This window comes from Arthrobacter sp. YC-RL1, from assembly GCF_001454985.1.
Classification (GTDB): domain Bacteria; phylum Actinomycetota; class Actinomycetes; order Actinomycetales; family Micrococcaceae; genus Glutamicibacter; species Glutamicibacter soli.
Genome location: NZ_CP013297.1, coordinates 3,652,129 through 3,665,434, shown reverse-complemented (window position 1 = coordinate 3,665,434; position 13,306 = coordinate 3,652,129). Strand labels below are relative to the sequence as shown.

Genomic DNA, 13,306 nt, shown 5'->3' with positions numbered 1-13,306 from the left:
GGCTTCGTTCCGCGCGGCTGGTGTCGTGCGGAGGGGATTTCCCCGGCTCAATAGTCGTATAATTCCAGCGGGTGTCCTTTTTGGGCGCCCGCTGGATGCCTTTAAAAAGGCATTGCTCTGCTGTGCAGGAATCCGCGGCAGGGACGACGAGACTCGGGGAGCCGACAAACCGTGAACGAAGCCCTAATTGCCAGCCTGCAGCGCGCCGTTGAGCAGGCCCCCGAAGATCTGGAGCTCGGGCTGCACCTCGCGCAGCTGCTCCACGGAGCCAACCGCCAAGCGGAAGCACTGGCTCAGCTGAATCTCGTAATCCAGAAGGACCCCGGAAACGCGACTGCGCTGGGCCTGCTGGGCCAGGTGACCGCGGCACTGGTCGGCGGCACGGCTGCCGCCGAACGCCCCGTGCAGCCGCCGCAGCCAACAGCGCCGGCCCCCTCCGCATCTGAACCCGACCCGGGATCCGGAACGGATGCAGCGGACGGCGGCTATGACTGGACCGCGGCCGCCGCGCAGTTCGGCGACGCGCTGGCCGCGCCCTTCATCGAGCAGCCCCTCCAGATCAGCGAGGACTCCGGCGCGCTGGAGCCGCCGCTGGAGCCGGCGGGCGAACCGGTGACGTTGGCCGACGTGGGCGGGCTGCAGGCGGTCAAGGACCGGCTGAACGAATCCTTCCTGGCTCCCATGCGCAACGCGGCCATCGCCAAGGCCTTCGGCAAGTCGCTGCGCGGCGGGTTGCTGCTCTACGGCCCGCCGGGCTGCGGCAAGACCTTCGTGGCCAGGGCGGTTGCCGGCGAGCTGCAGGCGAACTTCATGGCCGTGACCATGACCGACATCCTCGACTCGCATGTGGGAGGTACCGAGAAGAACCTGAAGGCAGTGTTCGACAAGGCCCGCGCGAACGCCCCGACGGTGCTGTTCCTCGACGAAGTCGACGCGCTGGGCCTGCGCCGCGGCTCGCTGACCGGTTCCGCCTCCTGGCTGCGCCAGATGGTCAACCAGCTGCTGCTGGAAATGGACTCGCTCTCGGCCAACAACGACGGCCTCTACGTGCTGGCCGCCACCAATCATCCGTGGGATCTGGACGAGGCGCTGCTTCGCCCCGGACGACTGGACCGCTCCGTGCTGGTCACCCCGCCCGATGCCGAGGCCCGCGGGTCGATCCTGCGCCACCACCTGCAGCGCCGCCCCATCGCCGGTATCGATCTCAAATGGATCACCTCCCGCACCGACGGGTTCTCCGGAGCCGACCTGGAGCATCTGTGCACCACGGCCGCGGAGAAGGCCATGATGCAGTCCATCGAACGCAATGAGGTCGTTCCCGTGGACATGGGCCATGTCCAACAGGCCATCGGGGAGGTCAAGCCCTCCACGTTGCCGTGGCTCGAATCCGCGCGGAACGTGGTCCGCTTCGGCAACGAGCACGGCCGCTACGACGACCTGGCCGACTACCTGCGTTCGCGGAAAATGCTCTAGGGCGCACAGGAAAACTCGTCTGATGGAATTCGACGTACTGCGTACCCGGGTCAGCCACCACCTGGCGACCGGCCGCGCCGCGGAAGCGGTGGACCTGCTTAAGGAAAACCTGCAGCAGCACCAAGAGAATCCCGCATTTTGGGTGCACTACGCCTCCGGGCTGCTGCATCTGGACCGCCACGCCGAAGCAGCTGATGCCGCGCGTGCAGCGCTCAATCTGGATGTCGAGCAACCCGAAGCGGGACTCTTCCTGGCCTTCGCGCTGATGCGGCTGGGGCAGCGCGACGAAGCCCTGCGGACGGTGTACTGGCTGATCGAGACCTGGCCGGAATTCGCTGATGCCCACTACCTGCTGGGCCTGATCCTGGCCGGTTCCGTGCGCAGCGCCGAAGACCGCATGCTGTCCCGGCAGGCCAGCGAGCATGCGCTTCGGCTGCAACCGGAGAACCCCGAGTATTATCTCGGTGCGGCGATGGCCGCCCGGGTCTCGGGGGACCACCGCGCCGCCCTGGCCCACCTGCAGGCGGGCCTGGGCATCGACCCGCACCACCAGGGGATGCTGCGCTACGCCGCCGAGGTGGAGAACGGCCAGCAGCTTGTCGGCGACCGCGGGCAGCTGCTGCGCGGCCTGCTGGCCCGCGACCCCCTGAACCAGGGGCTGCACGAAGACTTCGCCGAAACCTTCATCGAAAAGCAGCGCGTCTACCGCAACCGCTTCTGGATCTTCATCCCGCTGCTGGCCTGCCTTGCCATGTTCGACTCGCTGGCTGAGGCTGCGGTCTTGGTCATCATGCCCGCGTTGATCGTGCTGGTGTCCGGCGCCTTCGCGCTGTGGAACCGGAAAACCTTCAAGAAAGCGTCCGAACCCCTGCCGGCAGGGTACGCCGGCGACATCCGCGCCCGGCACCCCTGGGTCTTTCGGGGGCTGCGGCTCTACCGGGCAAGCTGGGTCGCCGGGCTGGTTGGCGCGCTGCTGGCCTGCTTCGATGCCGCAAGCCTGCTGGGGACCGTTGTGCTGCTGCTTGGCGTGGCGGGCAGCCAGCTGGCCGCCGCATGGGTCGACCGGGAGGCCGCCGGTGTTCCGCAGGATCCCGCGGACCGCGAGGCGCGTCGGCTGTTCCTGCTGCGCCGCAGCGGGTGGCTGGCCTCCGGGTTCTGGATGCGGGTGCTGATGGTGTGCATCAACCTGGTGCTGTTCGGCTACTGCGCCGCCGGCGGCAGCAGGCTGGCCACGGTGCCACTGGCGGCGCTGGGCTTGGGCCTGCTGTCAGTGGCGGTGCCCCTGATCGTCGCGCACATCCGGTTGGGCGCGGCGGGCAACGCATTTGCCTACGGCCAGGTCGTGGGTGCCTCCTCCAAGCACCGTCGCGCGGCGCTGGTCCGCGGCAACGTGGCGGGGATCTACTTCATCGGGTTGCACTTGGTGCCCGGCCTGTTGGCGACTGGATTCGCCGCCGCGCTGCTGGTCGTGGGCCCTTCCGGACTGGCCCCCACTGACCCGTTGCCGATGGATCTTGAGCGGTCCGAGCTGGATTTCAACCTGCTCGACGAGAGCCTTGACGAGCTGCGCACCCAACGCCCGGAGATCGTTGAACTGCCCTCGCTGCCGGCCGTTGAGCTGCCCTAGCGGCCGTTGCCGCGAGGCATGGATCACGATGGCCCGGGTCGTCTTGGCACATGGAACGCCACAGCTTAAGATGAAGTGCTACCGAACTGCGCGCGCAGTTCACTTCCCGAGCACGAGGTGGAAAAACAGATGGCACAAATGAGCGAGGAGCTCATTGAGCAGTGGGCAGATGCCACTGCCGAAATCTACAATGAGTCCCTGACCGGTATTAATCTGACCAGGTTGCCCGATGCCGTGGCTCAGTACACTGATCTCTTCGCCCAGAGCGAGGACCTGACGTTCAATGAGGGCGCCACCCCGACCGACTACTTCGAGCACCATCCGTTCGTGGCGATCACCGCGATCCTCAACAGTCCCGATGCGCTCGAGGTGCTGGACTCGGACGCGCAGGACGCCTTGGACTCCATGGCCGACTTCGCCGAGGCCTGGTACAACTTCGACCTGGAGCAGGAGCCTGAACTCGGCATCTCCGAGGCGGACGAAGACGAAGACTGGTAAATCATCCCTCCCGCCCGGCCACCACGCCGGAAGGAAGGGCCGCAGGCCGGTTCACGCAGCGCCCCGGGCGCCGCGCGAGCCGGCCTGCGTTCTCCGAGCTTACGCCGCAGCGTCCCGCGGCAGGGGCCGCGGGGCTTCCAGCCCTTGGCAAGACGGGCCGCGGATGGGACGATGCCGGTATGAGCCAGTTCAGCGTGTTCGAGAGCACCGTGACCATCCATCTTCCGGTGCATCGCGTCTGGGAGCTGCTGACCGACTGGGCGGCGGCACCCCTGTGGATGCACGGCATCGGATCCATGCATTCGGATGACCCCCAGCTGCGGGTGGGAACCACCTTGACCTACCGGGTCGCCGGGCACGAACGCCGGTACGAGGTCCGCGACCTCATCGAGAACCGGCTGCTGGTGCTGCACACCTCGCAGAACCCCGACGGGTTGTCCTACCGCTACGACCTGAAGGACGACGCCGGGTACACCGAAGTGGTGCTCCAGGTGGCAATCATCAATCCGGACCTGAGTGTGGAGGAGTGCGAGGAGCTGGCCGGGCATGTGCGTGAAAGCGAGGAAGACAAGCTCGACCAGCTGCGCATGTACGCCGAAACCGCTCCCTGACCCGACTCAGCCCTGCGCCGCCGCCGGGTGCGCGCCGCGCTCATAGGCGGCGCCGGGAACGAAGTCGGTTCCGGCGAAGAGCTGGTCGACGGTCACCAGGGTGTAGCCCTGCTCCTTGAGCTTTCCGACCAGGTCCGGGACCGCCTGGACCGAGCTCTCATGGATGTCGTGCATCAGGATGATCGAGCCGGGCTTGACCTCTTCCATGGCGATCTTCACGGTCTTCACCGGATCGTGGTGCTTCCAGTCCAGCGTGTCCACGTCCCACAGCACCAGCGGGTAGGGGACCAGCCGGTCGTAGACCACGCCGTGGCTGCCATAGGGCGGGCGCAGCACATCGGGCTTGCGCCCGGAGGCCTTCTCGATGGCCTCGTCGGTCCACTGGACCTCGTGCTCGATCTTCTCCTTGGTCAGCGTCGTGATGTCCGCATGGTCCCAGGTGTGGCTGCCCAGCTCGTGCCCCTCGGCGACCATGCGCTTGACGGTGTCAGGGTATCTGCCCACGTTCTTGCCCACCATGAAGAAGGTGGCCGGGGCGTCGGCTTCCTTCAACTCATCCAGCAGCCGGTCGGTGAATTCGCCCGGCCCGTCGTCGAAGGTGAGCGCCACGCACTTGGCAACGGTGCAGTCGACCGGCGCGGCGCTTTCCTCCGGCGGGGCGCTCGCCGTCTCGGAGGGGGCGGGGCCGGAAGCGCACCCGGTGAGCAGGCCGAGGCTCAGCAGCACTGCGGCGGCGCGCGGCAAGATGGTGGACGAAGACCTCATGCGTCCACCATCTCGCTTTTCGCTCCGCGCCGCATCAATGCCACGCATCCGGTGCTGGATTTTCGGTGAACAACTAGCCGTTCTCCAGCTCAGCCACGGGATCCGGGGTATCCAACGGATTGGCCAGCTCGTCCTTGGCGAATTTCCCGGCTTTCCAGGCGATGATCCCGAAGACCGGGGAGATGACCCCGGCGCAGATGAAGATCGCCTGCAGGCTCAGCAGCTGGCTCAACGGCCCGGCCACCGCCATGGACACCGGCATCAGCGCCAGCGAGACGAAGAAGTCCAGGCTGGAAATCCGTCCCAGCAGGTGCTTCGGCACCCGCCGCTGCAGCAGCGTGCCCCAGATGACCATGCCCGCTGCGTCGGTCAGCCCGAAGACCACCAGGATGGCGAAGAGCATCCAGGCGGCGTCGACATAGCCGACGAGGGCCAGCGGCAGCGTGCCCAGGCACCAGCAGGCGGTCATCAGGCTGAGGTAGCGCCGCGGGAACCGGGAGGAGGCGATCAGCAGTGATCCCGCCGCCGAGCCGATTCCGAAGAACGCCAGCGCGTAGCCGAACAGCGTGGCGTCCCCGTGCAGCTGGTCGCTGACGATGAACGGCAGCAGCACCTCGAAGGGCCCGATGAAGGAGAACACCGAGACTGCCGAGAAAAGCAGCGTCCAGCGCAGCCAGCTGGTGCGCATTGTGTAGCCCACGCCTTCGCGCAGCTGTGTCAGGATGCCGGGCTGGCCCTGTTCGTCTTCCGGGGCCGCGGTGTCGTATTCCGGACGCCGCCGGATGAACTGCAGCACCGCCAGGGCCGTAAGATGGCACAACGCCACCCCGAGGATCGCATGGGCGGGGGAAATCAGCGCGACCAGGAAGCCCGCGGCCATGGGCCCCAGCGCGGTCTGCACGACCGGGCGGACAGTTCCCTCCAGCCCGTTCGCGGCCAGCAGCTGTTCCCCGGGAAGCATCCTGGGCAGCAGCGCGGAATACGCCGGGTAGAAGAAGGCCGCCCCGGCCCCTGCGAAGAAGCCGGTAACGCTCAGGTGCCACAGCTGCACCGCGCCGGTCAGCGACAGCACCGCGGTGCCGGACATGACCAGCAGGTACAGCCCCTGGATGCCGATCACGATCCTGCGGCTTGAATAGCGGTCGGCCGCGATCCCGCCGACCAGCACCAGCGCCAGCAGCCCGACGCTGTTCACGGTGGCGACCACCGACAGCTCCATCGGCCCGCCGCCCAACGCGCGCACTTGGTAGACCATTGCCACGGCCCACATGCCCGAGGCAAAGGTGGAGGCCACCATGGCGCTGGCCAGCAGCGCATAGTCCCGTTGTGAAAATGGCCTGACCAGACGCTGCATGGAAGTCGTCAAGGTGCTCATGACGTGCTCCTGTCCCGCATGTGTAGAAATCAATCATCAGGCCACTGATTGAATTTTGTCAATCACTATTTTGCGATCTTTCGGGCAAAACAGCGGCGCCGGCGGCCCCGGGAAAATCGGGGGCCGCCGGCGCCGTGGCCAGCTGCTGGAACTACTCGGAGTCGTGGTCGGTTTCCAGAACCTTGACCAGTTTGTCCAGGGCTTCCTCGGCGCCCTCGCCCTCGGCGCGCAGGATGACGGTGGTGCCGTATTCGGCGCCAAGCCCCATGAGGGAGAGGATGCTGGAGGCGTCCAGCGCGTCTTCGGCCGGTTCGCCTTCCAAGGCGATGGTGACCTCTACGGGGGCCTCGGCCGCGGCTTCGGCGAAGATGGCTGCCGGGCGGGCGTGCAGTCCCACGCGGCTGCCGATGATTGCTTGACGTTCTGCCATGACAGGCTCCTTTGATCTGGTGGTTTGTTTTCTTGGTTCTACAGGCCGAAGCGGTCCAGCTCCGGCAGTTCGGCGCGCACGAGCCGCCGGGCCTCGGAGGCCGAGTCGGCGTCCAGGGCGAGCGCTGCCAGACGTCGGGCGGCGGGCAGGTCCACCGTGCGCAGCACCGCCGCGACCGGGGACAGCGCCCGCTTGTTCATGGACAGTGTGTTCACGCCCAGGCCGACCAGCACCACGGCTAGCGCCGGGTCGGCCGCGGCCTCGCCGCACACGCCCACCGGCTTGCCTCCGGCGCTCCGGGCACCCTCGGAGGTGGCCTTGATCAGGTGCAGCACCGCCGGCTGCCACGGGTCGTTCAGCTCGGCCATGGCGCCCAGCTGGCGGTCGGCGGCCATCGTGTACTGGGTCAGGTCGTTGGTTCCCAGCGAGACGAAGTCGCAGCGGGACAGGATGCCGCCGGCCAGCACCGCCGCGGAGGGAACCTCGATCATGGTGCCGCCGGTGGGCAGGCCCGCCTCGGCGACCATGGCCGCGAACGCGCCGGCCTCGGCCGGGGTGGAGATCATCGGGGCCATGGTCCAGACCTCGGCCTGGTGCTCCCCGGCCGCCTGCGCGATGGCCGCCAGCTGGCGGGACAGCACGCCGGGGCTGGCCGCGTCAGTGCGGTAGCCGCGCACACCCAGGGCGGGGTTCGGCTCCGTGGTGTCGGTCAGGAAAGGCAGCGGCTTGTCCGCGCCGGCATCCAGCGTGCGCACCACGACCTTCTTGCCGGCGAAGGCCTCGAAGACTGCGCCGTAGGCGGCCACCTGCTCCTGGTGCGTCGGCTCGGCATCGCGGCCCAGGAAGCAGAACTCGGTGCGCAGCAGTCCCACGCCCTGGGCGCCGGCGGCCGCGGCCGCCTGGGCATCAGCACCGCTGCCCACATTGGCCAGCAGCGGAACCAGATGCCCGTCGGCCAGCATGCCGTTGCCGTCGAAGTCCGGCAGCGGTTCGCGGTTTGCGTAGGTGGCTGCCAGGTGCTCCTGCTCGGCGCCGGGGTTCGTGGTCACGGTGCCGCTGATGCCGTCGGCGAAGACCAGCATGCCGTCATCCAGCGCGGTGGTGCCGGCGGCGGCGACGATGGCGGGCAGGCCCAGCGAGCGGGCGATGATCGCGGTGTGCGACTGCGGCCCGCCGTCGGAGGTGACCAGGGCCAGCACCTTGGCCGGATCCAGGGTGGCGGTGTCGGCCGGGGCCAGATCCACCGCGGCCAGCACGAACGGCACGTCCGAGTCCGGGATGCCCGGGGCGGGCACCCCGCGCAGCTCGGCCACGATGCGGGCGCGCACGTCCAGCACGTCGCCGGCGCGTTCGGCCATGTAGCCGCCCAGCGCCGCGAGCTGGGTCGCCACCGCGTCGGCGGCTTCCCAGATGGCCGATTCGGCGCAGGTGCCGCCGGAGACCAGCTTGCTGGCGGACTTGAGCAGGGTGCGGTCGCTGGCCATCAGCGCGGTGGCCTTCAGCACGGCCTGCGCGTCTCCGGTGGCGGTGGCCGCGCGGGCCTTGAGGGCTGCGGCGACGGACTGCGTGGCCGCGGCCAGGCGCTCGATTTCAGCGTCGGCGGTGGAGCCTTCAGGCAGCGGGGCGCCGTCGGCCGGGGCGGTGATCGGATCGGGCATGCGCAGCACCGGCCCGATCACGCGCCCGGCGCTGACGCCGACGCCGTGGTAGGAAACCTGCTGCGTGCTCATGCTGCGACTCCTGCCGATTCGGCGGCTGCCGGCTGGGCCTGGACGGCCGGGGACTTGCGGACGAACTTCTTCAGGATGATGACCAGCAGCGCCGAGATCACCGTACCAATCACGGTGGCAAGCAGGAAGAGCGGCCAGGTGTTGTTCATCGCGAAGAAAACGAAGATGCCGCCGTGCGGGGCCTGGCTGACCACGTTGAAGACCATGACCAGCGAGCCGGTGACGCCGGCGCCCACCATGGAGGCGGGGATGACGCGCAGCGGGTCGGCCGCGGCGAACGGGATGGCTCCCTCGGAGATGAAGGCGGCGCCCAGCAGCCAGGCGGCCTTGCCGTTTTCGCGCTCGGCCCCGCTGAACAGCTTCGGGGCGATCACGGTGGCCAGGGCCATGGCCAGCGGCGGCACCATGCCGGCGGCCATCACTGCGGCCATGATCATCAGCGGGGCGGGGTTCTCCACCAGCGAGCCGGCGCCCAGGCCAGCCACGGCGAAGGAGTAGGCGACCTTGTTGACCGGACCGCCCAGGTCCACTGCCATCATCAGGCCCAGGATCAGGCCCAGGCCGGCGGCGGCCACACCCGACATGCCCGAGAGCCAGTCGTTCAGCGCTTCGGTCAGGCGCGCGATCGGCCCGCCGAGCACCAGGAACATCAGCCCGGAGGCGATGATGGAGCCCAGCAGCGGCACGATGACCACCGGCATCAGCCCGCGCAGCCAGCGCGGCACGGACCAGGAGTTGATCCAGCGGCAGGCCAGGCCGGCGATCACGCCGCCGACGATGCCGCCGATGAAGCCTGCGCCCATGAATCCCGCCACCGCGCCGGCGGTGAAGCCAGGGGCGATGCCCGGACGGTCGGCGTAGGCGTAGGCGATATAGCCGGCCAGCGCCGGGACCAAAAAGCCCATCGACAGCGAGCCGATCTTGAAGGCGGCGGCGCCCAGGTAGGCGAGCAGCCCTGCCTCGGGCAGGTTCCAGAGCGTGTTCTCGCCCAGGTAGGTGTCGGCCACGTCGGTAATGGCGTAGCCGCCGAGCAGGAAGCCCAGCGCGATCAGCAGGCCGCCGCCGGCGACGAACGGGATCATGTAGGACACGCCGGTCAACAGCGCGCGCTTCAGCCCTCCGCCGAAGCTTTCCTTCGTGGCGTCCGGACCCTGGGCGGGATCCTCGGCCGCAGCTGCAGGGACCCGGCGGGCGTGCGGGTCGGTGGAGGCCGCCACCGCGTCGGTGAGCAGCTTGGCCGGCTCGTCCACGCCGCGCTTGACCGGCACCTGGATGACAGGCTTGCCGGCGAAGCGGCCGCGGTCGCGCACGTCCACGTCCACGGCGAAGATCACCGCGTCCGCCTCATTGATCAGCGCCGCATCCAGCGGGGTGGAGCCGGAGGAGCCCTGGGTTTCCACGGCGAAGTCGATGCCCAGCTCAGCGGCGGCCTGGGCCAGCGCGTCGGCAGCCATGTAGGTGTGCGCGATGCCGGTCGGGCAGGCGGTGACCGCGACGACCTTCGCGCGCTTGGTGACGGCCGGTTCGGCCGCTGCCGGTTCAGTCGCGGCCGGGGCTGCTGCTGGCGCGGCCGGGGCGTCGGAGATGACCTCGGCGACCAGGTCCACGATTTCCCGGGGGCTCTTGGCCTCGCGCAGCGCGGCGGTGAAGCTCTTCTTCACCAGCGCGCGGGCCAGCTTGGAGAGCAGCTTCAGGTGGTCCTTGTCCGCGCCTTCCGGGGCGGCGATGAAGAAGATCAGGTCGGCCGGGCCGTCCTTGGCGCCGAAGTCCACCGGATCGGCCAGCCGGGCCATGGCCAGGGTCGGGGCGGTCACCGCGGCCGAACGGCAATGCGGGATCGCGATGCCTCCGGGCACGCCGGTGGCGGTTTTCGCTTCGCGGGCCAGCGCGTGCTCGGCCAGTTCCGCGGCATCGGTGGCCCGGCCCTGCGCGGTGATCTGGTTGGCCAGATGCGTGATGACGTCATGGGTGGTGGTGCCCAGGGAGGCATCCAGAGTGACGAGTCCGGGGGTGATCAGATCGCTCATGGTTAGGATCCTTGTCTTGGCGTGAGAGCGGTGACGGCGACAGCGTCAGTGCGGAGGTCGTGGCGGGTGGGAATGGTCGAACCGGGCAGCGAGGCCGCGGCCGTTCCGTAGGCGATGGCCAGGCGCAGTTTCTGCGCCGGGTCCGCTCCCGCCGTATCTGCCAGCAGATAGCCGGCCAACGATGAATCCCCGGCGCCCACGGTGCTGCGCACGGTGATCGGGTCATGGATTCCATGCCAGGAGCCGTCCGCGGTGGACAGCACCGCCCCGGCGGCGCCCAGCGTGGCGAGCACGGCGCCGGCTCCGCGTTCCAGCAGCGTGGCGCTGGTGCGGGCAGTGAGTTCGGGGGAGGCTTCCAGCTCGTCCTCGGTGAGCGTGGATCCGGCCAGTTCGGCCAGTTCCTCGCCATTGGGCTTGAGCAGGTCCGGGACGTGCTGCGGGCCGTGGGCGAACAGCTGGCGCAGCGGGGCTCCGGAGGTGTCCACCGCGATCTTCGGGCAGCCGGTGCCCAGCCTCTGGCGCAGCCGCGCGGTCAGCTTGGCGTAGTAGTCGTCCGGGACCCCTGGGGGCAGCGAGCCTGCCATGACCAGCCAGGACGCCGAGGTGGCGGCCAGCTGCTCGGTGATCAGCTGTTCCAGCTGGGCCAGGGTGGCGGCGCCGAGCACCGGGCCCGGTTCATTGATCTTGGTGGTGACGCCTTGGCGGTCCACCAGCGTGATGTTGGTGCGCAGCGGGGCCGCGATGGGCAGCGCGCGGTGCGGGAGCTTGTCGGCGGCCAGCGCCATGACCAGCGGGTCGCTGGCGTCCCCGGGCAGCAGGGCCAGGGATCCTGATCCCGCGGCGGTGATGGCTCGGGTGACATTCACTCCCTTGCCGGCCGCCTGCACGCGGCTGGAGTCGGCGCGCTGCACGGCCCCCGGCACCAGCGCAGCGCCCAGCTCGATGGTCTTGTCCAGCGCCGGGTTGCAGGTCAGGGTGACGATCATGCCACGATCACCTCGACGTCGGCTGCTTCCAGCGCCGCGGCCAGCTCGGCGCCCGGCTGCCGGTCGGTGACCAGGGTGTCGATGGCGTCCAGCGACGCGAAGCGGACCAGGGTTTCCTGGTCGAATTTCGAGCCGTCGGCCAGCAGCACCACGCGGCGGGCGCTGGCCACCAGCGAGCGCTTGACCGCCGCCTCCAGCGGATCGGGGGTGCTCAGCCCGAAGTCCGCGGCGAGCCCGTTGGTTCCGATGAAGGCGATGTCCGCGCGGTAGTTGGCGTATTCCTGGGCGGTGCGGGCGCCGCTGGCCGCGCCGGTGATGCCGCGGACGCGTCCGCCGATCAGCTCCAGGGCGATGTGCTGGCTCTGCACGAGCACCGAGGCAATGGGCAGCGCGTGGGTGATGACCACCAGGCTGTTTCCGGTGTTCGTCTTGAGCATGCGCTCGGCCAGGATTTCGGTGCTGGTCCCGGCGTCCAGGATGACCGAGGCCTCGGAGACCGGGATCAGGCTCAGCGCGCGCTGGGCGATGCGGGCCTTGGCCTCGGCATGGATGGCGGTGCGCACCACGTAGCTTTCCTCGCGGGTGCTTGCTTCGCTGGTGGCTACGGCGCCGCCGTGCACGCGGCGCAGGTGGTTCTCGGATTCGAGCTGCGCCAGGTCCCGGCGCACGGTTTCACGGGTGATGCCGAAGCGGTCGGCGAGCTGCGCCACGGTGACTTTTCCGTCGACCGCGAGCTGCTCTACGATCAGCCGGTGTCGTTCTTCGGCGAACATTTCTGCCTCCGCTGGGATTCATGACCTGCAACACATGGATCTGTGTTTAGATGACTTTATGCCCGATTGTGTGGCTGGGTCAAGTGAAATGCGGAGAAACTTTTGGCTTTATCTGTGTTTGAGTGGGTTTTGCGGGCCGCGGGTGCGCCGGACTAGCGGATCTGGTTGCGGCTGGCGTAGGCGGTCGAGCTGTTGAACTCCTGCCCGTCGAACAGCTCGTCGATGGTGACTGGGGAGTAGCCCTGCTGCTTCAGCCGCTTGATGAGCTCGGGCACGGCCTTGACCGTGCTCTCATGGATGTCGTGCATCAGGATGATCGATCCGTCGCGCACTTCCTCCATGGCGATGCTCGCGACCTTCGCCGGGTCGCGGTGCTGCCAATCCAGCGTGTCCACGTCCCACAGCACCAGCGGGGCGTCGATGAGCGCATCGACCTGGGCGTTGTGCGCACCGTAGGGAGGACGCACGGTGCCGGGATGGACGCCGGTCAAATCCTTGATGATGGCAGCCGCCGTGTCGATCTCGTGGGTGATCTGCGAGCTGCTCAGCGCGGTGAGCGCCTTGTGGTCGTGGGTGTGGCTGCCCAGCTGGTGCCCTTCGATGACCATGCGGTGCAGGGTTTCCGGGTACTTCTGCGCGTTCTGCCCCAGCAGGTAGAACGTGGCCGGGACATCCGCGGCGGCCAGGTGGTCCAGCAGCCGCTCGGTGTGGCGCCCCGGCCCGTCGTCGAAGGTCAGCGCCACGCACTTGGACTGGTCGCAGTCGACCTCGGGGCGCGGATGCAGCCGCATCGGCCCGGCCGGCGCCACTACGGCGGGGATCTGTGGGGCGGCTTGCGCGAGAACGCCGGTGGACCCCGAAAGCCGAGGGCTTTCCTGGCCGGGAAGCAGCATCGTCACCGCCTGCTTGGCGAAGCCGTCCTCGGCTTGGACCTGCGAGGTGCAGGAGGCCAAAAGCAGTGCGGACGCGACGACAGGGAGCACCGCAAGGCGGCGGGAACGGGGAGGCATT

12 protein-coding genes are annotated in these 13,306 nt (G+C 68.8%); 4 read left to right on the top strand and 8 right to left on the bottom strand.

What is annotated here, in order from left to right; translation table 11 throughout:
* Positions 1-171: 171 nt before the first annotated feature.
* From ATC04_RS16850 to ATC04_RS16835, 4 genes are all read left to right on the top strand, one after another.
* On the top strand, positions 172-1,473 hold the full coding sequence (locus ATC04_RS16850) for a tetratricopeptide repeat protein (protein ID WP_047118136.1): 1,302 nt from the start codon (positions 172-174) through the stop codon (positions 1,471-1,473).
* A 22-nt stretch (positions 1,474-1,495) separates the two neighbouring features.
* The gene (locus ATC04_RS16845) at positions 1,496-3,100 is read left to right on the top strand and encodes a tetratricopeptide repeat protein (protein ID WP_047118135.1); all 1,605 of its coding nucleotides are present in this window, start codon (positions 1,496-1,498) and stop codon (positions 3,098-3,100) included.
* A gap of 129 nt (positions 3,101-3,229) precedes the next feature.
* Entirely contained in the window at positions 3,230-3,598 is a 369-nt protein-coding gene (locus ATC04_RS16840) for a hypothetical protein (protein WP_146956065.1), read from the top strand.
* Between the two features lie 179 nt (positions 3,599-3,777).
* On the top strand, positions 3,778-4,209 hold the full coding sequence (locus ATC04_RS16835; RefSeq protein WP_047118133.1) for an SRPBCC family protein: 432 nt from the start codon (positions 3,778-3,780) through the stop codon (positions 4,207-4,209).
* Between the two features lie 6 nt (positions 4,210-4,215).
* Here the strand turns inward: ATC04_RS16835 and ATC04_RS16830 are convergent, their stop codons facing one another.
* The 8 genes from ATC04_RS16830 to ATC04_RS16795 all read right to left on the bottom strand — a co-directional run bounded on the left by ATC04_RS16830 (position 4,216) and on the right by ATC04_RS16795 (position 13,305).
* Positions 4,216-4,974, bottom strand: coding sequence for a polysaccharide deacetylase family protein (locus ATC04_RS16830; protein WP_047118132.1), 759 nt, complete (start codon positions 4,972-4,974; stop codon positions 4,216-4,218).
* A 73-nt stretch (positions 4,975-5,047) separates the two neighbouring features.
* The gene (locus ATC04_RS16825) at positions 5,048-6,349 is read right to left on the bottom strand and encodes an MFS transporter (protein ID WP_082123773.1); all 1,302 of its coding nucleotides are present in this window, start codon (positions 6,347-6,349) and stop codon (positions 5,048-5,050) included.
* Positions 6,350-6,500: 151 nt separating this feature from the next.
* Positions 6,501-6,779: an HPr family phosphocarrier protein gene (locus ATC04_RS16820; RefSeq protein ID WP_047118131.1), complete on the bottom strand. Its 279-nt coding sequence runs from the start codon at positions 6,777-6,779 to the stop codon at positions 6,501-6,503.
* 38 nt (positions 6,780-6,817) lie between these two features.
* A complete protein-coding gene (ptsP, locus tag ATC04_RS16815) occupies positions 6,818-8,509 on the bottom strand; it encodes a phosphoenolpyruvate--protein phosphotransferase (RefSeq protein ID WP_047118130.1) in 1,692 nt (563 codons plus the stop codon).
* On the bottom strand, positions 8,506-10,536 hold the full coding sequence (locus ATC04_RS16810) for a fructose-specific PTS transporter subunit EIIC (RefSeq protein ID WP_047118129.1): 2,031 nt from the start codon (positions 10,534-10,536) through the stop codon (positions 8,506-8,508). The genes ptsP and ATC04_RS16810 overlap by 4 nt, the downstream gene beginning before the upstream one ends.
* Positions 10,537-10,538: 2 nt before the next feature.
* On the bottom strand, positions 10,539-11,522 hold the full coding sequence (locus ATC04_RS16805) for a 1-phosphofructokinase family hexose kinase (protein WP_047118128.1): 984 nt from the start codon (positions 11,520-11,522) through the stop codon (positions 10,539-10,541).
* Positions 11,519-12,295, bottom strand: coding sequence for a DeoR/GlpR family DNA-binding transcription regulator (locus ATC04_RS16800; RefSeq protein ID WP_047118127.1), 777 nt, complete (start codon positions 12,293-12,295; stop codon positions 11,519-11,521). The genes ATC04_RS16805 and ATC04_RS16800 overlap by 4 nt, the downstream gene beginning before the upstream one ends.
* A gap of 152 nt (positions 12,296-12,447) precedes the next feature.
* Positions 12,448-13,305 carry a polysaccharide deacetylase family protein gene (locus ATC04_RS16795; protein WP_082123772.1) on the bottom strand — a complete coding sequence of 286 codons (858 nt, stop codon included), beginning with the start codon at positions 13,303-13,305 and terminating at the stop codon, positions 12,448-12,450.
* Position 13,306 lies beyond the last annotated feature (1 nt).